The 23,291-nt window shown below is 44.3% G+C and carries 15 protein-coding genes, 2 tRNA genes and 2 other RNA genes; all 19 read right to left on the reverse strand.

Annotation, left to right across the window (positions count from 1 at the left end; translation table 11 throughout):
• Positions 1-13: 13 nt before the first annotated feature.
• The 19 genes from hemZ to HMPREF1152_RS09105 all read right to left on the reverse strand — a co-directional run bounded on the left by hemZ (position 14) and on the right by HMPREF1152_RS09105 (position 23,290).
• Positions 14-1,393: a coproporphyrinogen dehydrogenase HemZ gene (gene hemZ, locus HMPREF1152_RS07905; protein WP_009644648.1), complete on the reverse strand. Its 1,380-nt coding sequence runs from the start codon at positions 1,391-1,393 to the stop codon at positions 14-16.
• Positions 1,386-2,009 carry an MBL fold metallo-hydrolase gene (locus HMPREF1152_RS07910; RefSeq protein WP_009644749.1) on the reverse strand — a complete coding sequence of 208 codons (624 nt, stop codon included), beginning with the start codon at positions 2,007-2,009 and terminating at the stop codon, positions 1,386-1,388. The genes hemZ and HMPREF1152_RS07910 overlap by 8 nt, the downstream gene beginning before the upstream one ends.
• Positions 2,009-4,186: a RelA/SpoT family protein gene (locus tag HMPREF1152_RS07915; protein WP_039883906.1), complete on the reverse strand. Its 2,178-nt coding sequence runs from the start codon at positions 4,184-4,186 to the stop codon at positions 2,009-2,011. Before HMPREF1152_RS07915 ends, HMPREF1152_RS07910 begins: the two co-directional genes overlap by 1 nt.
• 53 nt (positions 4,187-4,239) lie before the next feature.
• Positions 4,240-6,513, reverse strand: a complete 2,274-nt coding sequence (secD, locus tag HMPREF1152_RS07920) for a protein translocase subunit SecD (protein ID WP_009644625.1) — start codon at positions 6,511-6,513, stop codon at positions 4,240-4,242.
• A gap of 273 nt (positions 6,514-6,786) precedes the next feature.
• Positions 6,787-7,203, reverse strand: coding sequence for a preprotein translocase subunit YajC (gene yajC, locus HMPREF1152_RS09440; protein WP_009644627.1), 417 nt, complete (start codon positions 7,201-7,203; stop codon positions 6,787-6,789).
• A 44-nt stretch (positions 7,204-7,247) separates the two neighbouring features.
• Positions 7,248-7,334, reverse strand: a tRNA-Leu gene (locus tag HMPREF1152_RS07930).
• Between the two features lie 24 nt (positions 7,335-7,358).
• Positions 7,359-7,440, reverse strand: a tRNA-Leu gene (locus tag HMPREF1152_RS07935).
• 193 nt (positions 7,441-7,633) lie between these two features.
• A complete protein-coding gene (locus HMPREF1152_RS07940) occupies positions 7,634-8,350 on the reverse strand; it encodes a hypothetical protein (protein ID WP_009644805.1) in 717 nt (238 codons plus the stop codon).
• The gene (locus HMPREF1152_RS07945) at positions 8,347-9,729 is read right to left on the reverse strand and encodes a Mur ligase family protein (protein ID WP_009644778.1); all 1,383 of its coding nucleotides are present in this window, start codon (positions 9,727-9,729) and stop codon (positions 8,347-8,349) included. Before HMPREF1152_RS07945 ends, HMPREF1152_RS07940 begins: the two co-directional genes overlap by 4 nt.
• Positions 9,730-9,792: 63 nt before the next feature.
• Positions 9,793-10,827, reverse strand: a complete 1,035-nt coding sequence (locus HMPREF1152_RS07950) for a sugar-transfer associated ATP-grasp domain-containing protein (protein WP_009644704.1) — start codon at positions 10,825-10,827, stop codon at positions 9,793-9,795.
• Positions 10,828-10,888: 61 nt separating this feature from the next.
• Positions 10,889-11,488, reverse strand: a complete 600-nt coding sequence (gene coaE / locus HMPREF1152_RS07955; protein ID WP_009644662.1) for a dephospho-CoA kinase — start codon at positions 11,486-11,488, stop codon at positions 10,889-10,891.
• Between the two features lie 9 nt (positions 11,489-11,497).
• On the reverse strand, positions 11,498-14,104 hold the full coding sequence (gene polA, locus HMPREF1152_RS07960; RefSeq protein ID WP_009644826.1) for a DNA polymerase I: 2,607 nt from the start codon (positions 14,102-14,104) through the stop codon (positions 11,498-11,500).
• Positions 14,105-14,138: 34 nt separating this feature from the next.
• Complete coding sequence (locus HMPREF1152_RS09100) at positions 14,139-15,503, reverse strand: P1 family peptidase (RefSeq protein WP_009644750.1); 1,365 nt, start codon at positions 15,501-15,503, stop codon at positions 14,139-14,141.
• A gap of 147 nt (positions 15,504-15,650) precedes the next feature.
• Positions 15,651-15,846, reverse strand: a non-coding RNA gene (ssrS, locus tag HMPREF1152_RS09445) — 6S RNA.
• Positions 15,847-15,919: 73 nt separating this feature from the next.
• On the reverse strand, positions 15,920-16,645 hold the full coding sequence (locus HMPREF1152_RS07970) for a YebC/PmpR family DNA-binding transcriptional regulator (protein WP_009644674.1): 726 nt from the start codon (positions 16,643-16,645) through the stop codon (positions 15,920-15,922).
• Positions 16,646-16,704: 59 nt separating this feature from the next.
• Positions 16,705-21,018 (reverse strand): 2-hydroxyacyl-CoA dehydratase, encoded by a 4,314-nt coding sequence (locus HMPREF1152_RS07975; RefSeq protein ID WP_009644683.1) that lies wholly within the window; start codon positions 21,016-21,018, stop codon positions 16,705-16,707.
• 63 nt (positions 21,019-21,081) lie between these two features.
• Positions 21,082-21,429: RNase P RNA component class A (gene rnpB / locus HMPREF1152_RS09140), an RNA gene on the reverse strand.
• Between the two features lie 57 nt (positions 21,430-21,486).
• Complete coding sequence (locus HMPREF1152_RS07980) at positions 21,487-22,557, reverse strand: YkvI family membrane protein (protein ID WP_009644816.1); 1,071 nt, start codon at positions 22,555-22,557, stop codon at positions 21,487-21,489.
• Complete coding sequence (locus HMPREF1152_RS09105) at positions 22,550-23,290, reverse strand: tRNA (adenine(22)-N(1))-methyltransferase (RefSeq protein WP_009644807.1); 741 nt, start codon at positions 23,288-23,290, stop codon at positions 22,550-22,552. Before HMPREF1152_RS09105 ends, HMPREF1152_RS07980 begins: the two co-directional genes overlap by 8 nt.
• Position 23,291: the final 1 nt, after the last annotated feature.

Genomic DNA, 23,291 nt, shown 5'->3' on the forward strand with positions numbered 1-23,291 from the left:
GAAAATTATATTATTAATCGAAATATCTGCGTTTCCTTGCTATGATATCTTCTATTCTGTCTACGTACATCCTGTAGTCATTAATGTTTGGAATTCGTTCCAGACGATTGTCATCTTTATAGAATCTCTTGCCTATGGCACCTGCCCCCAGGCCGATGATAGTCTGCATTTCTTCCATAATTCGGACGTTGTACATTGAATGAAGCCCCGGCCTGCACCAGCCGGTATTTTCAAAAGAGCCCATCTGATGCTTTTGTCTATATACGTAATAAGGTATAAATCCGGCTTCATGTAGGATTTGAGCTGTAAGCTCCAGCATATTCTCAACTTCTCTCACTCCGCGCAGATAGTATTCGGGATCTTCGCTCTTAAGCTTGGAGCCTCGCTTGACCGATAATGTATGCACGGTAATATTATTGGCGCCTAGCTCTATAAGTTCGCGAACCGTATCTGCAACATCGTTAGCGTCTTCACCTGGAAGTCCGGCGATTACGTCTGAGTTGATTACTTCAAAGCGATATGATGCTGCAAGCTCGAACGCATGTGCGATATCACGGGATGAGTGTAATCTGCCAATCCTGTGCAAGGTTTCATCCTTCATCGACTGCGGGTTGATGCTTATGCGGTTAACCCCTGCAGTTCTGATAGCGTTGAGCTTCTGTTCATCAATAGTGTCAGGTCTTCCCGCCTCAACGGTGGCTTCAAGGTCTGAAAGACTTATGTCGAATGAAGCTTCAATTCTTTCAAATAGTGCTTTTAGTTCGGAAGCCTTCAGTGATGTAGGTGTTCCGCCTCCAAAGTACACGCTTTCTATTCGCTTATCACTCCTTCTAAACAGACTTCCGCACTCTGAAATCTCACGATTCAATTCGGGGAGATATCTAGCTATTGACTTCTCCCTTGCCAATTCAGATCCGAAAGAGCAATAAGAACAGATACTGGGACAGAATGGAATGCCAGTATAGATAGCCCAGTTATTGTCATCAGCCGCAGGTACATTTTCAGTTTGGTACTTAAGAATCTCGTTGATCAGAGCTCTCTTGGCATCGGATACAAGATATATCTCTGACAGGCTATTATCGACCTCCTCCAGATCGCTACCTGCAAGATATAGGTTCATGGCCGGCTTAAGAGGTTTAACTCCCGTCAGCGTTCCCCAATCGGGAGTTATACCGGTAATCGAAGAAAGACGAAAGAACATCTCTTTTTTGATGCCGTCTCTATCGAGAGTATCCTCCGAGTTGAAGATGAAACTGTTTGCACCGAGTGCAAGACCACCCGCATTTTTAATATAAATCGGAACTACCTCGTAGTCGCCATCGCTGAAAAACTCGCGAGCAAGCTCCGAATAATGATGCTCATTGCTTATTCCGTTAACGTACAGTCTATACAAAAGGATTTTCCCTCATCTCTAATTCAATTGTTGTCGATGGACCGTGACCGGGATACACCTTCGTCGAACCATCCAATTTGAATAGCTTATCTTGGATAGATGCCTTCAGATCTTGCCAGCTGCCACCATATAAGTCGGTTCTGCCTACGCTCCTGAGAAACAGTGTATCTCCACTAAAAAGCTTATCGTCAACGAGGATGCACATCCCGCCTTTTGTATGTCCGGGGGTTGCGATAAATCTAAGCTTGGAATTTCCGAGCGAAAGCTCCTCGTTGTCAGACACGTATATATCGGCTTCTCTGGATATTGCGGATTCTGTATAACGAGCGCTGTGATTAATCGACGAATCGATAAGCATCTCCCGCTCATCAAAGCTCGCCACGACACGCGCGTCAGGATATTTGGATACATACTCATTGAGAGCAGCAATGTGATCCCAGTGCGCATGAGTGAGAAGGATATATTCGAGGCCGGATCCGTCGTAAATAAACCTGTTGATAGACGCAGTCATACAACCCGGATCGATAACTGCGCATTTACCGGTACTCTCATCCTTTATTACATATGTGTTTTCTCCAATTGGAGCAGCTTCAATCTTTGTAAAAATTATACTCATTATGATCTAACCCTATATACTTCTGATATTCCGGGAACATTTCTGAGTGCGATGAGAAGTCTCTGCATCTGATGCGTATCAGAAATTGAGACGGTCAAAGTACATGTTACAAAATTGTCCTCTATCGGCCTCATATTCACACCGGACAACTTGATATCCAAATCCTCACATGCCTTGGAGATATCGCTGAACATTCCCTTTCTATCCTGTCCCGATACGTTTACATCAGCGTAATACGTCTGACCGAGCTTAGGTGTTTCCCATTCAACGTCTATAAGCCTTGCCTTCTCCTCATTAGGAAGGCTCAAAATATTGGTGCAATCCTTACGGTGAACCGTAATGCCTCGCCCTTTAGTTATAAAGCCGATTATGTCATCTCCGGGAACAGGGTTGCAGCATCTGGCAACCTTTATCAAAAGGTTGTCGGCGCCCTTCACTGTAATCCCGGGAGTTCCTGAGTTGTGTTCCTTTCTATTAGGCTTTTTGTTAATTATCTCGTCTTTTTTCTTTTCTTCCCTGTGAGTTTCCTCAGTGTAATACTCAATCAGGCGCTGACCTAGTCTGGTCTGTGCTGCACCGCCGCTAGAGATAGATGCGTAAAGCTCGTTGATATTGCTCATACCCAGATCTTTGACGGCTCTGAGAAGGTACGCATTCTTAGCTACAAGCGTTGGATCGTACCCTTTTTTCTTAATGTAGTTGGTTATATTATTCTTGCCTTTTTCAACTACACTTGTTCTATCGGCTTTGCGCAGCCAGTTTCGAATCTTGTTCTTAGCCTGAGAGCTCTTGGCTATATTGAGCCAATCCATGCTCGGACCGGCAGAGTTCGCAGAGGTTATAATCTCTACGATATCACCGGTCATAAGCTTATGGTCAATAGTAACCATCTTGCCGTTAACCTTGGCTCCAACACATCTAACACCTACGTCGGTATGAATTTTAAATGCAAAATCGATCGGCGTAGAGGATGCCGGTAATTCGACTACATCACCATGAGGTGTAAATACAAAGACCTGATGGTCGAAAAGATCAACCTTGAGCGTCTCGAGAAATTCCAGAGAGTCGTCCGTCTCCTTTTGCCACTCCAGAGCCTGTCTGAGCCAAGCCAGCTTTTTCTCGTCTTCGTTTTGCTTGCTGTCGGACTTGCCTTCCTTGTATTTCCAGTGTGCTGCAATACCATATTCAGCTATGCGATGCATTTCCTTGGTGCGGATCTGTATTTCAAAGGGATTTCCTTCATCGTCGAGCACCGTCGTATGTATCGATTGATACATATTGGGTTTAGGCATAGCTATGTAATCCTTGAATCTGCCGGGAATTGGAGTCCATCTAGTATGAACAAGCCCCAGAGTGGCGTAACAGTCCTTGATATTATCGACAATCACTCTGATGGCAGTCAAATCAAATATTTCATCCAGCTGTTTCTTTTGGATTACCATCTTCTTATAAATACTGTAAAGGTGTTTGGAGCGCCCCGTTACCTCATATTCGATGTTTGCCTTGTCAAGTCCCGCTTTAATCTCGGTGATTAACTGCTGAACAACGGCTTCCCTGCTCTGACGCCTCTTATTAACCTTGTTGGATAGCTCCCTGTACTCAGTAGGATGTAGGTACATCAGAGCAAGATCCTCAAGCTCAAATTTAATGCTGTAAATTCCGAGCCGACCGGCGAGCGGAGCATATATCTCAAGTGTTTCGAGAGCCTTCTCCTCTCGCTTAGTGGTAGGCATATATTCGAGCGTACGCATGTTATGAAGCCTGTCGGCAAGCTTAATAATCAATACACGAATGTCCTTTGACATAGCGAGGAACATTTTACGGAAGTTCTCCGCCTGAAGCTCCTCTTTTGAATCGTATTTGATGTTGCCGAGCTTTGTTACACCATCTACGAGAAGCGCAATCTCTTCACCAAAATCCTCGACAAGCTGCTCGCGCGTATAAGGCGTATCTTCTACGACGTCATGCATCAAGCCGGCAATGATTGTCTCTGTATCCATACCAAAAGTTGCCAATATAAAAGATACAGCAATAGGATGGATAATGTACGGCTCGCCACTTTTCCTAAGTTGCCCTGAATGTAATCTGTTAGCAATTTCAAAAGCCTTAACAACAAGCGGTAAATCGTACTTGGGATTAATACTTTTGAGTTGAGCTATAAATTCTTCAGTTGTCATAACGGGAGCTTGTGCCTGCAAATTGATGCCTCCGATAGTTGAATTTTGTGCGGCTATTTGATTATGCCGTCATTTTCGCGCTTTGCACGTTCAATTCTCTTCCGTTGCTTTTCATTCTGTTCAACCCGCTTAGCATACTTAGACATACTTCTCTTGCGCATTGATTCATAGAGCAGAGGACTGCACAGGAATATCGATGAGTATGTTCCGACCGATACACCGATAATCAGTGGAATCAGGAATTGTCTGATCTCAGATGACACAAGAATAAACAGCGGGATCATGACGACTAACGTTGTCAATGATGTCATAATCGATCTCGACAGTGTCTGGTTGATACTGTCGTTAATCAGAGTTTCAACTTCCTTACGCTTGTAGAACTTGGTATTCTCACGAATTCTATCGAATACAACGATTGTATCGTTGATTGAATAACCTACAACTGTCAGGATGCCGGCGATAAACGGGTTGTTGATCGTAAATCCAAATATCGCATATAGAGCAAGTGTTACGAGTACATCGTGAGCCAGTCCGCCTACAGCAGCTAATCCGTAATTCCAATTTTTAAATCTGAACCTGATATATATCAACATGCAAAATGTCGCAATCAGAATAGATTTAACAGCGTTGTGACGAAGCTCTTTGCCGACTGTTGGTCCGAACTCCTCTGACGATAAAACAGCGCCTTTCTTGAGATGATACTTAGCGTCGATTGTATTGATTACATCCTGCCTTTTATCAGCCTTGAGAGCCTTAATTGTCTTGATTACAACCTGTGTGTTCCCCGCACCGGCATACACAATCTGAGGGTCAAGCTTATGCTTTGCTATAGTCTGCTTTACTTCGTTGATATCTACCTTCTTGCTCATCTCAAGCTGAATAGTTGTACCGCCGGTGAAGTCAATTCCGTAGTTAAAGCCTTTAAATCCAGCGCATGCAATTCCTATCATGATAACGCAAAGCGATAGAGCGTAGAACTTCTTGCGGTTAGCAACAAAGTTAAACTGACGCTTAATTTTGAACTTTGGAGTTCCGTCTTCTCTGATTCCAAAGAATTTGTTATGACCGAACCTCTTGCTGTCCGCAAGAAGTGTTACGTACAACTGAGTGATAATAACTGCCGTAAAAATACTGCAGACAGTACCTATCATCAGGGTCAGCGCGAATCCCTTTACAGCTGTCGTTCCAATCAGGTATAGAACAATTGAGGCAATCAGCGTAGTTGTCTGAGCGTCTACAACAGTAGATAGAGCTGACTTAAATCCCGAATCGACAGCAGCTCTGACGGACTTGCCCTTTGAAAGCTCCTCGCGGATTCTTGTAAAGATGATTACGTTGGAGTCAACCGCCATACCTATCGAGAGTATAATTCCGGCAATTCCTGGAAGCGTGAGAACTGCTCCGAGAGTTGCCATGATCTCCAGCACTATCAGGACATATAGAGAAAGAGCAAGGTCAGCGATAAAACCAAGCAAACCGTAGGCAGCTAACATGATCAGAAATACAAGTCCCAGACCGATGACACCGGCCTTTACCGATTTAACCAAGGCGTTTGCGCCTATGGTTGCGGTTTCAACGGACGAGTTAACCTCCGACAAGCTTGCAGGAAGTGCTCCACCTCTTATGAGAGATGACGTCTGTGACGCTTCTTCTTTGGAAAAGCCGCCAGGTCTGGTGATTTCACAGCTTCTGCTGTTAATAGCACTCTTAGCGGTCGGGGCTGAAATCACTTTATTGTCCAGCATGATGATGATAGACTGTGCATCTACAGGTGTACCGTCGGCATTTTTGAGTGTCGAAGTAACTGAACCGCGCGAAGTCCTTTCAGTTGCCCTGGCGAACTTGTCAGAACCTGCAGATGTAAAGTCCATTGTAATTTTGTATCCGCCGTTGCTCTGATCTGTGCTGAAGGCTGCATCCTTGATATCGTTACCGCTCATTATCTGAGTTCCGTCAGCGAGGAGGAATCTCAGCTGAGCTGTTTTACCGATCTGCTTGATTGCCGAATCCGCATCATCAACACCTGGCATCTCAACACGAACCTTGTTAGTTCCCTCAACAGATACTGTTGCTTCCGATATACCCATTGCATTGACACGATTCTCAAGAACGTTCTTAGTCTGATCCATGAGCTTCGCAAGATCCGACCCCTTTGCCTTAGTGTCAGCCTGAAGAAGCACATATACACCGCCGTTAATATCAAGACCGTATTTCATCTGTTTGCTGATGCTCTTTATGGGACCAACACCCTTTATAGCAACTGTCCATCCCAGAACGATGATGAGAGTCACTATAGTCGCCAAAAGCTTCTTTGTTCCAGTTTTCATGATTGTGAATTGCCTTTCCTTCATCAATGATAAATATAAAAACAAAATTAAGGTCACACGACCTTATTGTCAAATAATACTTCAAGATATTTTACATTATATAGTCGATTTCTTCAAGTTATAAATCCCTTGATAAATATGGATTTTCTAGGATTTTGAACATTTCGGGTATTTAAATTTGTGATACCGTATCGGGGGGTTACAGTTGATACAAATTAGAGAAAAATATGCAAAAGGAAAAGGTGTGCAGCTGCACACCTTTTCAGTTCACTGTTATTTGTCGGTTTTACCGTTCTCGTTTTCTGACTTTTTAGCTCCAAGCTTTTTAGGAGTAACCTTTTTGCTTCTGTTTACGTGAGTCTCCTCAATTTCCGGCTCAGCTTCCTTTTCGGAAGTGGAATCATCCAGCTTTTCAGCTGCCTGCTTACCCACTACACTACCGACTGCGGTTTTTACAATTTCCATCTTGGTTTTGCCGGAACCGGTTTCAATTAGGATACGATCATCCTTGATCCTAACAACTTTACCGACAATACCGCCGATAGTGACAATCTGATCTCCGGGCTTAAGCGAAGCCCGCATGTCGGAAACTTCCTTATCACGCTTTCTCTGCGGCCTGATCATCATAAAGTAGATCAAAGCGATAAAAGCTACCAGTAGAACAACGTTAAAAACACCTGCATTCTTCATTTCAGCACCTCCAATATTTTCGTTAATATAAGTGAAAATATGATTGGTGCCGGCGATGGGGGTCGAACCCATACGGTATTTCTACCACGGGATTTTGAATCCCGCGCGTCTGCCAATTCCACCACGCCGGCAAATCTTATTTTTTGTAAAAAAAATGGTGTGGCTGACTGGACTCGAACCAGCACGGTCTCCCACATGCCCCTCAAGCATGCGCGTCTGCCATTCCGCCACAGCCACACGACTACTTAAATATACAAAAAAACAGGTGAAAATGCAAGTAATTTCTTAAAATAAGTTAAACTTCGTAAATGTCAACGTCAACGTTAACGGTAAAGTTCCAAATAAATAGAATTTTCCGGGAATCGCGATCCGAGCGCTCGTTTGATAACTCAATCAATATCTGAATGTTTAAACAACCGGATCTAATCAACTAGTAATAGAATCCGGTGCTGGCATCGGTATATTGATTGAGTCTGAACGCATACGCTTCTCTGGCTATGTCGTAATACGCAGGCGTAAAACCGCCTATACCTAATTCAGCAGCCAAAGCCTTCGTGAAATCCGGGTTAAGTATCAACAGCGGACCGAGCAGATATGTACCCATAAAATTGTTATAATGGATACCTTCCTGTTTGATATCAGGGTTGAAGCCCGGACCTCTTGTTGTATCAAAAAGAGCCGGTATTTCACTATCATAAAAGCCTTGCGAGAACTGACTCTTGAACCCTACAACCTTGAGATCCGCGTACGTGCCTACATACAGCGAATTGAATCTTTTTGCGACTATGTCGCGCTCTACATGAAAATCAAAGAGCTCCAGACAGTCAATCTTTTCTCCGGACTTATCTATAATGTAGTTGCCAAAGAGCTCAACAGCGTTCCCCGTCACGAGGAAATGTTGCCCGCGTTCAATGGCAGTCTTAAATCCTCCAACGTACGGCTCAGCATTTTCGATAAATAGCTGCTGCCCGTGCTCGGTAAGCGTGCCGCGATAGACAAGGTCAACCTTTCCGTCAATAAAGAAAGGTTTATCACCTAGGTGTGTCTCGATAATCTTGGTCTCAGGGTGTGATTCCTGCAGATATTTGATGTTGGCAGAATCCCCATATAGATTGCTTAGCTCGGGATAGAGCATTTCAATAATCATTTAGTTAACCTTTCCATGTCTTTAAGATATTTCTCCAGCTTTTCTCTCACCTTGCGAGCAGGCGATAACGGGTCGGTTCCATAAAGGAGATATATCGTCTCTCCCTTTGCAAACTTCAAATCATCAATGCATGATAGAGGGTCCCGTACAAACTTAATTCTGTCAGGCTGCACTCCGGCCATTAAGAGTCTGAGCTTGAAATCAAGTCCGCGTGAACCTGTAGTTATGATGGTTTTTATTCTATCGTCCCGCAACAGCTCAAAATCAGCGTCATAGAGCCAGCACGTGTTCTCCGACCATTTGACATCATCCTGAAAATTGTTATTGAATAGCAGGATCTCCTTGTCTCCCGGCTGTGCATCTATATATTCAAAAACACGGGAGCTTGCGTAAGCATTTCTATCCTTGCAGAGTACTGAGCTAAGACAGATGTCTCCGGCTTTAAACAGGTTAAGACGTTCTTTTGTAATATTTACGTTGTCTACTGCAGCCTTGATTTCATCTACTGAATATCTGAGTTCGCTAAGCGCTGCTATTAATGTAACCTCATTATAAATGTTAAAGGTTCCGTTGTTAAACAGCCTAAATGTACAGCTTTCCCCCTCAAGCTCGATATTCATAGTCATTGATTCAAGATTAATGTCTGTAGCGAGATAATCAGCATCAGGAGACTTGAAATCACAATTAGGACAGTATGCTCTTCCTATATTGCTGTATCTATTCCTTGTATATTTTAATTTATTATTGCATACCGGGCAGATTGGACAATCGTCAATAAGATTGGTGCACTCAGTTTTATCACTTTTGAGCAGGTCGATGCCAAAAAACACCCTGTCACCGTCAGGACATAGCTGCGAAGATATAAGATCATCTGCATTTAAAATGAGCTTAGTTGATTTATCGATATGTGCCTCCAGCACTGAACGAATGTATTCAGGATGAGCATTTCGCATGATGGAGTCGCGAGATAAGTTAGTAACTATCAGATGATCTATGTGCACATATGGAAAAATCCGCCTTGATGACAGCTCGTCAATCTCGAATACTGCCGTCCCATATCTCTGCTTGCCGAACACATTGACGCTGGTAATCAGTGATGCAGTGATGCCGGTGATAGTATTGGAACCGGCGGAGTTGTTGAGTACGCTCTCTCCGAGCACAGCAAGCGAGTCTCTCAGCAAGTTGGAACAAGTAGTCTTGCCGTTAGTACCCGTTACTCCGATTATTTTGTTAGGCAGCTTGATGTACTTGAGAAAATTTGGACATATTTTAATTGCAACTATTCCGGGAAAGTTTGTTCCCTTATGCCCGGTCATCTTCAGCGCTATAATCGAAAGCTTTGCAATTATAAGTGCACAAAAGTAACGCAGTTTACCCATCTGAAATACGCCGACCTTTCTAATTCTTACCTATCACAATAGAAATTTATCACTTATCATCACTTACTTGTACAGTTCATCCTTGAAGCTTGGAACGAGCTTAAGGATATCAGGAATCACACCGACCCTGCCGGGGTTCTGCTGTGGTAGCTGCATGTAGTCATATGCTGTGTAATCGTTGCCTTCTACAATCTTGGGTCCCTTATTTGTAACTGCAACATCCCAGCCAACATATCTCATCTCAGGGACCTTCATGGCAGCCTTGAGAATCATATCCTTAGCCTCCCGGAACATCGGAACCTCATACTCAGTAAGGTCATATCCGGTATCAGGATGCTTTGTGTATATCAAATCTGTATCGGTATTACCGCTGTGGAATGGAAAATGTACAACTCCTGTCTCGAGATCAATTGGCGCATGAATTCCATGAACATCGATGAAACGTCCGTGTACTCCAAATTTTTGTGCCGCAAAAAACAAGTGCGGCTGCCCATCGTCCCCGATTATAGTAATCATTCGCATGGTGTTGAGAGCCGGCTTGTATACCTCTCTAATTTTATCGTGATTGATCAGATATTCCTCTACTACACCAAAGCCCTTTTCCTTGATGTAATTGTAGAACGCCTCAGCATTTTCAAAATCAGCCATCCTGATGATTTCCGCCCCCTTGCCACATGCAAGGTCAAGCATCTTAGCGAATCCGATTTCATTTTCGTTGTAGAAGCGTGTCGCCTCCGCTAAATCGCAATTTACAGCATCCAGGTAATCTCTGGAGATAAATTCCTTGAAAACCTCATCGAACTGATTCTTGTTATCAAAAAGCTTTGCCATCTCAGGATCGTTGAGAAATGTTACGAGCTTCTTGCTGCGCATACGAGTCATGTACGTGTCACGCATACTGTCGTCGAGCTCATAAAAATGATAGATTATATAATCATAATATCCACTTCCAAACTTCCTGTAGCAGTGAAAAATATCCTTGATAATGCCGGCCTTACTCTTTCCGCATCTCTTGTTAATTTCAGTTGTAACCTCGTTAAGCTTAGCGAATCTTGCTCCCGAAAGAACTCTTAATTTGTATAAAAAATCAGCTCTCATACTATCTCCCTCGTCCTATATAATGACATAGAATTGTATCACAAATACTATATATGCTCAACTAAGCTTCGAGACCGTATTTGTTCAAAAGCTTGTCCACATTTTTCTTAAGCTCAGGAAGGGTGCCGTTATTTTCGATTACATCTGATGATAATTTTGCTTTTTCATCATCGCTCATCTGCGAAGCAATGATTCTGTTGATAATCTCATATCCCAGGTCATCTCTTTCAGAAACACGCTCTACACGTGTGTCCTTATCTGCGATTACAAGCCATACGGCATCATAATCATCCTGCATATCGCACTCGAACAGAAGTGGCGCGGCGACGAACACTACCTTACTGCCTCGCAGTTCATGTACTTTTAGAAGACGAGCTACGGTTTTAATCACTGATTTGGTGACAATATTCTCAAATTCACGCTTACTCTCTTCGTTGCTGTATATAATGCTACGCATTAGATCACGATCCAAGCCGCGTTCCTGATTGGCAATATCCGATCCCCATTTCTCGCAAATTGCTGTGATTGCGCACCCGCCCGGACCGGTCATTTCCCTTGATATCACATCGGCGTCTATGACAGTGAAGTCCAGATACTTGAGATAATCAGTAATCGCAGTTTTTCCGGCACCTATTCCGCCGGTAATAGCAATTTTTAGCATATTATATCCTTATTTTAAATCGTACCATGTGCTGCCGGTGTGCATGTCGCATAACAGCTTAACCTTTAGTTCGACAGCACCCTCCATATTCCGCCTTAGCAGCTCTTTGACGACGTCAATCTCTTCATTGGTCGCTTCAATTATCAGCTCATCATGAATTTGCAGGACGAGCTTTGATTTGAGTTTTCTATCCTCCAATTCCCTATAAACCCTGTTCATAGCCAGCTTTATGATGTCTGCTGCACTTCCTTGAATGGGAGTATTCATAGCAAGTCTGTGCGCTAGTTGACGCTCCATGTATTTGCGCGATGTGAACTCCGGTATCTGTCTGATACGTCCCATAATAGTCTTGACGGCATTGTCACGCTCTCCTATCCTGATCTGCTCATCAAGATATGCCTTTACAGCTTCGTGCTTAGCAAAATAGTCGTCTATATACTTCTGCGCCTCGGCTCTGGAGATCATCAGCTCTTCGCTCAACCCGAATCCGCTCATGCCATAGATAACTCCGAAGTTAACCGCCTTAGCTCTGCTTCTGTCGAGAGCTGTGACCTTGTCAAGAGGTATATTGAAGACTCTTGAAGCAGTTATGCGGTGAATGTCCTCGTTGTTGTTAAAGGCATCTAAAAGCACCTCATCACCGCTGAGCGCTGCAAGAATACGCAATTCAATCTGTGAATAATCCGCGCCGATGAATGTATGATTATTGTCCTCAGCTACGAACGCCTTGCGTATATTCCTCCCGTATTCATCGCGGATAGGAATATTCTGCAGATTGGGCTCCGTACAACTGATACGTCCTGTAGCGGCGACAGTCTGATTGAAATGAGGATGAATTCTATTGTCATCACCAATTAGAGCGATAAGTCCATCGATGTAAGTGCTTCTCAGTTTTGTAGCCTTTCTGTACTTGAGAATATCGCCGATAATCGGATTGTCTGTCTGTAGCTTCTCCAGCACGTCGACGGAAGTCGAATACCCGGTCTTTTTCTTGCTGCGAGCGGGATATGGGATGCCCAGATCTTCAAAAAGTACTATTCCCAGCTGTTTGGGCGATTTGATATTGAACACCTTGCCGGCCTTATCGTAGATAGCGGACTCAAGTGCCGCGATCTTATCATCGAGCTCAACGCCGACCTGCTCGAGAACCGACTTATCAACACGTATTCCTGATGCCTCCATATCGGCCATTGTCTCAATCAGAGGTAACTCGCATTCGATATAGACCTTAGATAGATTGTTAGACTCAATAAGCTTGCGTTGCTCCACACAGACCATCCAAATATAATACAGCTGTGTCAGCTCATCTGCCGACTCATCATATGCAATCGCCGTATACTTGATCAGCATCTTGTCTATACCGTACCTGTTCCTGTTAGGATCGATCAGGTACTCAGCGATTAAATCATCATGTACAATGCGCACACCTCTGATCTCGTAACGAAGCATTGAATATAGCAACGGCTTCAGGTCATATCCGATATATCTATAGCCTTGATTTGCAAGAATAGTTAAAGCGGTTGATACGTTGAGCGGGGATAGCGTCAGCTCTGTGTACAGCTTATCGACATAAGACAGAAGCATTAGCCTTTTCAGTTCAGGAAGACCGGTGTGGTTGTTATCTCCTTCGTACAGGACGACAACCTCACTGCCGGCAGATACTTTAGCGTAAAACTTAGACGGATCAACTCGTTTGAATTTGGCCAGCTCCGAGCTGATATCTGCGCCTGAATTTAACACCTCTTCTTCGGCAGCGCTGCTGCTCAACCGCAGCTTTTTGATTAAGCTGTTGAATTCAAGCTCTCTGTACACTTTGATCAGAGTTTCATAATCAGGCTCAACGTATCTCAGATCATCAAAATCGTATGCTACGGGAACTTCACGCATGATTGTTGCCAAAGCTTTGGACAGTCTTGCCATCTCGATATTGGCTCTGATGTTATCACCCATCTTGCCCTTAATCTCATCAGCATGTTCTATTACGCCTTCAACTGAGCCGTACTCCTTGAGCAGAGCTATTCCTTTTTTCTCACCAATGCCGGGAACGCCCGGAATATTGTCTGATTTATCACCCATCAAGCCTTTTAAATCTATAAATTGCAGCGGTGTAAGAGAGTATCTCTCGAATATAGCCTCCTCGTCATACATTGTAAACTCTGTCATACCCTTTTTATTGATGACTACCTTTGTGTTTTCGTCTACCAGCTGAAGCTCGTCCTTATCACCGGTGATTACTATAGATTCAATGCCCATGCGGGAAGCATCCGCCGTAATAGTACCTATCAGATCATCTGCCTCATATGACTCCTTTTCGAACACCCTGATATTCATAGCATGCAGGACATCGTGCATAAGAGGAATCTGTGAGAGCAATTCAATCGGCGTCTGCTGTCTTCCGGCTTTATATTCGCTGTACTGCCGGTGTCTGAAGGTCTCCGACTTCATGTCGAAGCACACCGCTATGTAGTCGGGAGTGTAGTCGGACGTAATTTTATTTAGCATATTGATAAAGGCGTACACACCGTGCGTGTACACCCCATCCTTTGTCATCATTGGCCTCATAGCGAAATATGCTCTGAAGAGCAAGCTATTGCCATCTATTATTACTAGTCTCATTGTCAGTTTCCCTCTTAAATCTTAAATAAGAATTTTATTTGTCGATTATTGAACGCGAAGACTTCAGACCATAAGCGTCCGTGGCGGCAAGCGCGCTATCGATAACGCTGTACTGAAGTATATCTGTGGCGAGTGCTGCAAATGCGTCGAAGTTGACCTCAATCTGATTTGTGCTCATCACGAATATTGCATCACCGTCTAACGTACTGTGTACCGGCTTAATCGCTCTTGCATAGCCGTCATGCAGAATTGAAGCGAGCTTGTTAGCTTGAGGCTTAGTCAGCTTAGCGTTGGTAATTAAGCATGAAATGGTTGTGTTAAATGGTACATCATAGCCCATCTCCTCTATAGTAATTGGCTCATATTCAGGCTTATCAGATCCTGCATCATCCAGTTCGGCTTGTAATTCTTCAATCCTGGCTTCAATATCATTAACCTCACCACTTGTATCGGGGTCAACAGAAGTTACTTCAGCATTAGATATAGAAGCATCGGCTACGGCACTTGCGGATTCTGGCTCAGCACGCGCCGATAAAGATTCGGCTTTGGCTTGTAACGGAACTTGAGATTCTAATGTCGATTTTATTGCCGCTTCGGTGAGATAATCAGCCTTATTCTCTACAGAAGCTTCTACGGCCAAATCAACTTCTTCACCGTTGTCAAATTTAAATGTTGTGTTTACATCCCCTCTCTTAAATGGATCTCTGATATCTGGAGCTTCAGGACCGGCTTCTCCGTGAACATGGTTCTTCATCACAGAGATCGAACCCTTGATATAACACTTATCCTTGCTCAGAAGACCTGCAATTATGTTGTTATTGCCGTTGTACACGTCCCCCAAAGCATTGACAGCGGCGATTGCCCCGACTTCAAGCACACCGTCGGAGCATGCGAAGGTACCGAGAGATGATTTCATAGCCCTGTCCATACCGTATAACTTTCCAACAGATGCGCCGGTTCCGGCTCCATGGTTGCCGTGCTCGAATTTGTCTTCATATGCGCTGATGCATGCCTGCTTTCCCATCTCAACATCAGGTCTCACATCGGCGCTTCCCACATCTAGATCATACAGGGATGCTTGTGTGACAATCGGTATGCATCTGTCCCCCATATTAAAGCCTACGCCTTTGTCTTCGAGGTATTTCATTACTCCTGATCCTGCTTCCAAGCCAAATGCGCTGCCGCCGCTCAGGACAACTGCGTTGATGAACTGGACGGTGTTTTCTGATTTTAGCAAATCAGTTTCACGAGTAGCCGGACCTCCTCCTCTGATATCAACCCCGGCGACTGCTCCTTCTTCCGATATGATAACTGTACAACCAGTACCTGTAGCCTGATTTTCGGCATTTCCAAGCTTGAACCCTTTGATTTCCTTTACGTCAATTCTCTTAAAGCCCATTTTCCGATACCTTTCGCTTTGATTCTTATTAAATTACACGTCAAGCGGATATAAAACAGCAAGTATATATCAATTCATCACATTATAGCATGTAATTATTGTAATTAAAATAACAGCCTCGTCCAAAGACGAGGCTTGCGTTTAAAGCAAAGATCCGAAATACCGTCATGCTCTTAATTGACGCCCTATCGAAAGATAAGGTGGGTACTTCCTGTCGCTATTCAGTAATTCCCGGATATATCGGAAACCCGATAATCGAGTATATCGCCTAGCAGCGAACGCGGAATCCCGTGCAAGAAGTGTAGGTTCAATTAATGATACACAACGCATATCCCAGAACTTATATTTAAATTATAGTGCCAATTAATTATATTTCAATACTTGAAATATCGATCGATTAGTGATTGGAAACCAGACTACTCTACATCAGGTAAATCGCAGTTATACGACACCTTCTGAACGTCGTCATTGTCCTCCAGCGTATCGATCAGCTTGTGTAAGGCCTTAATTGAGGCTTCATCATCTACGTTTGATTCCATCGAGGGAATAAACTCAACCTCAGACTCAACAATCTCATAACCGGAGGCCTTGAGTGCATCGAGAACTGTATGGAAATCGGCAGCTTCCGTTCTGATCTCGAGGTTATCCTCGTTGACAATCATATCCTCGGCACCGGCTTCAAGCGCTTCCATCATAACAGAGTCTTCATCGAGTCCGTCAGCCTTAGCGATGACGATGACACCCTTTCTTGAGAACATGTATGATACGCATCCGGGAGTTCCGAGATTACCGCCGTTTCTGTCAAATGTAGATCTGATAAATGCAGCGGTTCTATTTTTGTTATCTGTAAGTGCCTCGACAATAACAGCGACACCTGATGGACCGTATCCTTCAAATACCAGCTCTTCATACGACTCACCTGCTAACTCGCCGGTTCCTTTCTTGATAGCTCTGCTGATGTTATCGTTAGGCATGCCGATTGCCTTTGCTTTGTCGATTGCAACTCTAAGCGATGAGTTAAACTCTGGGTCGCCACCCTCCTTAGTCGCAACAATAATCTGTCTTGTATACTTAGTGAACATTGCTGCTCTTCTTGCGTCCTGCGCAGATTTTCTACCTGCTATTGTGCCATGTCTACCCACAGGTGGCACCTCCTTCTATCTAATTTCTAACAATTTGCCGTAACATGATAGCATAAGCCCTAATTCTTTTCAAGATTCTTAAATGCAGTCGACATCATCATCTTGATTCTGTTGAGCTGATTTACGTTGCTGGCACCGGGATCGTAGTCGATAGCTACGATGTTGGCATCCTCGTCATAGCTGCGCATAACCTTAATCATGCCCTTTCCGGTAACATGATTAGGCAGGCAGGCGAACGGCTGCAGACAGAGAATGTTTTTGACTCCGGAGTTGATGAGGTCAACCATCTCTCCAGTTAAAAGCCATCCCTCTCCGCACTGGTTTCCGACGGACAATATGTGCTCAGCGTTCTCAGCTGTTTCCTCGATGTAATCATCGGGTTCAAATCGCTTGCTGTCTCGGCAAGCCTGCCTTACGAATTCTCTATAATGTTCAACAGCCTTGAGCGCAGCACTGTTGTAGATCATTTCCTTGCGTGAACCTGAGAGGTTCTTGAAGTTAAAGGTCTTGTTGAGCATGCCGTACTCAAAGAATCCGATGAAGCTCGGAACAACGGCTTCTCCTCCCTCAGCCTCGATTATTTCAACCAGATTGTTGTTGGCATTCGGGTGGTATTTAACGAGTATCTCCCCTACGATCCCGATCTTTGGTTTTTTGATATCCTCGTATATTGGAAGATTATCGTATTCGCTCACAATCCGCTTGATGTTCTTCTTAAACGTACCTGTCTTACAATCCAGTACGTTGCTGACAATTCTGTCATACCACGAGTTCATAATCTTCTCTGCACTCCCCTTAACCGTTTCGTAAGGTCTGGTGCGGTATAAGCACTTCATGATCAAGTCTCCGTAGTTTACGGCAAACACAAGTCTAAGTGCCATCTTAGGAGTAATTTTAAATCCTGGATTCTTCTCAAGTCCTGCAGCATTAAATGAGATTACAGGAACCTGCTCCATGCCGAGATCTCTGAGAGCCTTACGGAGAAGTGCAACATAGTTGCTAGCCCTGCAGCCACCGCCGGTCTGCGACATGAATACCCCGACCTTATTGAGGTCGTATTTGCCGGACTTGAGTGCCGATATAATCTGACCAAGCGTAACTATAGTCGGATAGCAGGCATCGTTGTTGATATATCTCAAGCCCTCTTCTTCGGAGTTCCTGGTAGACTCCGGCAAAAGTTCAGCCCTGTAACCGGCGGCTTTCAGGATTGGGGCAAAGTACTGGAAGTGAACGGGCGACATCTGAGGGACAAGCAGAGTGTAATCCTCTTTCATCTCTCTAGTGAAGACAACGCGCTCGTAAGGTGTGTTTATGCCCTTTGTGTGAGCACCAGCCTTTTCTCTCTCATCCAGGGCTGCCTTAAGAGACCTGATTCTGATTTTGGCAGCTCCAAGATTTGAACCTTCGTCTATCTTGAGCACTGTATGCAGCTTGTTGTTTTTCCCAAGCAGCTCATCCACTTCGTCAGTAGTAACTGCATCCAGACCACAGCCGAACGAATTGAGCTGAACCAACTCGAGGTCATCGCGCTGCCCTGCAAACACAGCTGCGCGGTACAATCTCGAGTGATATGTCCACTGGTCGAGGACTCGTACATTTCTGGCAATTTCAATCTTATTGGCAATCGAATCTTCAGTCAATACAACCATATCCTGCTGGTTGATTACATTGTTGATGCCATGATTGATTTCAGGGTCAAGGTGATAGGGTCTGCCGGAAAGAATGATTCCCTTCTTGTTGTGCTCTTCCATGAATTTGAGGGCTTCGGTACCAAGCTTATCCATGTTATCCTTGAACTCGCGATACGCACTTCTGCCGGCTCTTATGGCTTTTCTCAGCTCGCTTCTGGAGATATTCATATCAAAAAGGCCGTATTCTCTAGTGTCGGTTTTAAATTTATTGATGATATCCGTGTTCCTGACTCTGTCGATATCTATCTTACGCTTACCAGAGAAAAACTTATGCAGCTCTTCAACCATTCTGTCATCATCATCATACGGCAGGAAAGGATGATAGAACTCGACTCCGTTGTCGTAGAACAGCTCAGCCATATTCTTGTCAATTACCTCAGGGTATGTAGCAACAATCGGGCAGTTATAATGGTTTGCTGCAGTCTTGTCTTCTATAACCTCAAAGTTGACGCAAGGATAGAATATCCTCTTAACTCCATTCTTGACAAGCCATTTGACATGACCGTGAGTGATTTTAGCCGGATAGCATGCAGTGTCAGATGAGATGCTGTCCATACCCGATTCATATAGCTTCTTGGAACTCTGTGGGCTTAGAACGATGCTAAACCCGAGCTTTGTGAAAAAACCGTGCCAGAACGGATAGTCCTCATACATGTTGAGCACTCTTGGGATTCCGATAACACCACGCTTCGCCTCGTCTGCCTTGAGATTGTATCTGCCGAACAGCAGTTTCATCTTCTCTTTGTACAGATCGGGATTGTTGTGAGGTTTAACAGTATCACCTGCTCCTCGTTCACATCTATTCCCCGAGACGTACTTGCTTCCATCCGAAAATGATGAAATCGTGAGCAGACAGTGGTTACCACACTTCTGACATCTGTCATTGCTTGTTTCAACAGAGAAGCTATCAAGCCCATCCTTGCTAAGAACGGTAGACCTATTACCTTCAACGTATTCGTTATAACCGATGATGGCCGCACCGTATGCACCCATCAAGCCGGAGGCATCCGGTCTAACGACATTCTTGCCTAGAATTAATTCGATACTGCGCAAAACCGCTTCATTGAGGAAGGTACCACCTTGAACGACGATTTTGTCGCCGGTTTCACGAGGATTCCTGAGCTTCATTACCTTGTACAGGGCATTTTTGATAACTGAATACGAAAGACCGGCTGAGATGTCGGCAACAGAAGCACCCTCCTTCTGAGCTTGCTTTACCTTAGAATTCATAAATACTGTGCATCTGGTACCTAAATCCACAGGACTACGCGATTCAAGCGCATATTCGGCAAAGTCCTCTACATTCGTATTTACTGATTTTGCAAAGGTTTCGATAAAGGAACCGCAACCAGCCGAACATGCCTCGTTGAGCATGATATTGTTTATGGCTCCATCCTTAATCTTCATGCACTTCATATCCTGACCACCGATATCCAGGATGAACGACACTCCCGGAAGAAATTCTTCTGCAGCCTTATAATGTGCCATCGTCTCAATTTCGCCGGCATCCAGTCTATATGCTGCCTTCACCAGCCCCTCTCCATAGCCGGTTACCACTGACCTTCCGATAAATGCAGCTTCAGGTATCCTGTCGTATATAGCATTCATGATGTTGTGTACTACGTTGAGAGGATCGCCCTCGTTGCTCTGATAATATTCGAAAACCAGCTCCTTATCTCTGTTGATGAGAGCTGCCTTGGTTGTCGTAGAACCTGCGTCGATGCCGAGGAACAAAGCACCTGACTGATTAGCAATGTCGGCTCTCTTGACTTTTGCCCCGGCGTGGCGGGCTCTAAACTCCGCGAGCTCGTTTTCGCTATTAAATAGCGGATCAAGATAAGCTGTTCCTCCGGCAGCAGCCGGATCAGCGTGACGAACTATGTCTATCAATTTTGCTAATGAAACTTTATTGGATTCATTCTTTGCAAGAATTGCAGCTCCAATTGCCACAAAATATTTTGCATTGTCCGGAAAAATAACCTCATCATCGCTGAGCTCCAGTGTTTCGACGAAGCGCTTTCTCAGCTCCGAGAGATACTGGAGCGGTCCACCAAGGAACGCGACATGTCCCTTGATCGGGTGACCGCAGGCAAGTCCGCTGATCATCTGATTTACAACTGCTTGAAATATGGAAGCTGCGATATCCGCAGTATTGGCTCCGTCGTTAATAAGGGGCTGAATATCTGTCTTGGCAAATACACCGCACCTTGAAGCGATCGGATAAATCATTGTGTGCTCTTTGGCCGCTTCATTAAGTCCTTCCGCATCTGTATGAAGAAGGACTGCCATCTGGTCGATAAAAGCTCCGGTACCGCCGGCACATGCACCATTCATCCTCTGCTCGATAGTCGACTCAAAGAATGTGATCTTGGCATCTTCACCACCCAGCTCTATAGCGACGTCAGTCATCGGGATAATGGTCTCGATGGCCTTGCTGCAAGCTATCACCTCTTGTTCAAACTTTATTCTCAGTATCTGAGCTAATGCCATGCCGCCGGAACCGGTAATTACGGCATTTACTTCAATGTCGCCAAGCTCATCCTCCATATCACCGAGAAGTTCGGCAACTTTATCAAAAACATTCGACATATGACGCTCATATTTCGAATAAACGATATTATTTGAATCATCAAGAACGATTAACTTAACCGTAGTTGATCCAACATCAATACCTAATCTCATATGTTACACCTAAAAAAGTCCCGATAGAGTATCGAGACGTCCCCTTACTCGTATCCCTAAATTAAAATGGGCAAACTATAAGCCGGGTTCTGTATTTGACGATCATCCATCTAGAACAGCTATTGCTAACTGCTTCAAGCGACTTACCTACCGGCTGCGACGGGCCGTCGCGTTTTATGCCTATCTTAGTCTTGCTCCGGATGGGGTTTACACGGCCATCATGTCTCCACGATGCCGGTGAGCTCTTACCTCACCATTTCAACCTTACCACGGCATTACCCGTTTCGGCGGAATGTTTCTGTTGCACTCTCCCTATAGTTACCTACGCCGGACGTTATCCGGCATCCTTGCCCTGCGGAGCCCGGACTTTCCTCATGGTGCACAGCACCATGCGATCATCCAGTTTACCCATTTCAGAATATAATAACACAAATACATTGTGTAAAATACGTAGTAATTGTGATGAATCTATTTTAATTCATTATTGACAATTCTTGTATTATTAATAAGTTCATTAAAGAAGTTTAATGATATCAACAGCAAAATTAGCCACCCTATGTATCCCTGTGCCGGGTACAGAACACCTACAATATCTTTAAAATCAGTTAGCCCGAGGACAAATCCGATGACAGCGCCGACAATCAGCACGTACTTTTTATACTTGCCCTTTTTTATGGTAGTGCTAAATCCGTAGTATGTGCTGCATGAAGTCTGATAAATCGCTCCCATGAGGGCAACTGCATATATATAACCAAATTTTCTATTGACTAAAGACGCCCATCCCACCATCGGAAGTCCTAATGTGCTCGAGTACTCCGGCCCCTTTAGAAGAACTGTCAGGAGCATCAGTGTAAGTCCGGTGAGAAAAGCTAACCCTAATGCTGCACCAAGATATGCATGTTTTGAGTTCTTGGCATTCACTGCAGAGGATCCGGCCATTGCGATCATACCGAGCGAATTATATGACAAGAACAGCAACGCGGACAGCTGCCAATTAGGAGATATGCCTCCGGGTTTGAAGGATTTACCCGCAGGAGCGTCTGTATGAACTGACAGAACCAATATAATCGCTAATATGCAGATAGCAAACAGCATAGGTACAAATCTCTTGAATACTTCCGATACTCTGGAAAAATCACCGAGAACTGTCAGCAGTGTAAGCACAGTGATGATTCCCCCGCCAATCCACTGAGGTATACCGAAGACCTGATTGACTAGAGCACCGCCGGCAGATGACATAGCGATTAGCATGGTGTAGTAGATAAATGCTAATATCACACCTATTGCCTTTGAGAGTCTCACGCTTTTGAAAGGAGATATCAATTCCCCGAGCATTATGGTGTTCTTGGAGATCGCAACATAGTTGAGCATGGCAGCTATCAGCAGAAAGCCTATTCCATTTAGAATAATTCCAATATATCCCTTGCTTCCAAATATGCCGAAAAATTGCCAGCATTCTCTGCCGGAGGCAAATCCGGCACCCATAATTACGCCTACATACATCGTGGCAACGCCGATAAAATTAAGTCGCTTATTCATCTATCTCACCCTTTAATTCACGCAGGTATTTAAGCTCGGACTTCACAAGTCTAATGCGATTGCCATTATCTTCTCTGCTTCTGCGCAGGTTATTAATCTCCTGAACATGGTTATTTATAGCATGTTGAAGACGATTCAGAACTACTCGCTTTTCGCTTTGCAGTATAACCCTCGGGTATCTCCAACGAATGTCCGATTTGCTATAGGGCAGCTCTCTTATTGTGAATAAACCGGAATATTTATCCGTCAAACATATCTCTCCTCTGAGCGCGACAATAACTTCACACGAGAAATTTCCCTCCATGACGAGCAAATCCGTAATAATGTCGAAGCCTTTTTCATACAGGAAGCTCCTGACACAGCCACTGTTATTTCTAGGCTGCAAAATCAGCTTTTTGAAACTGTACAGCTTATCAGTCTCCGATAATATATCAACTATCGTAAGTCCACCGAGGCCAGCTATTATAACATCATCTACTTCACCGGCTTTAATAACATCAAGTCCGTTACCAACCCTAAATGCAGATTCCGGCATGACTATGTTGGCATTTTGAAAGCTGGATCTAGCCTTGGATAGCGATTCTTCACTTATGTCACACATAATCACTGACGGTGAAGTCTGACTTTTGTATAGAATTAACGGGACATAGGCATGGTCAGTGCCTATGTCCGCAACAGTCTCACCTTCAGCGACAGCTGCGCAAATAGCTTTGATTCTGTCACTAGCCTTCATA

The sequence above is a fragment of the Mogibacterium sp. CM50 genome, assembly GCF_000293155.1.
Classification (GTDB): Bacteria; Bacillota; Clostridia; order Peptostreptococcales; family Anaerovoracaceae; genus Mogibacterium; species Mogibacterium timidum.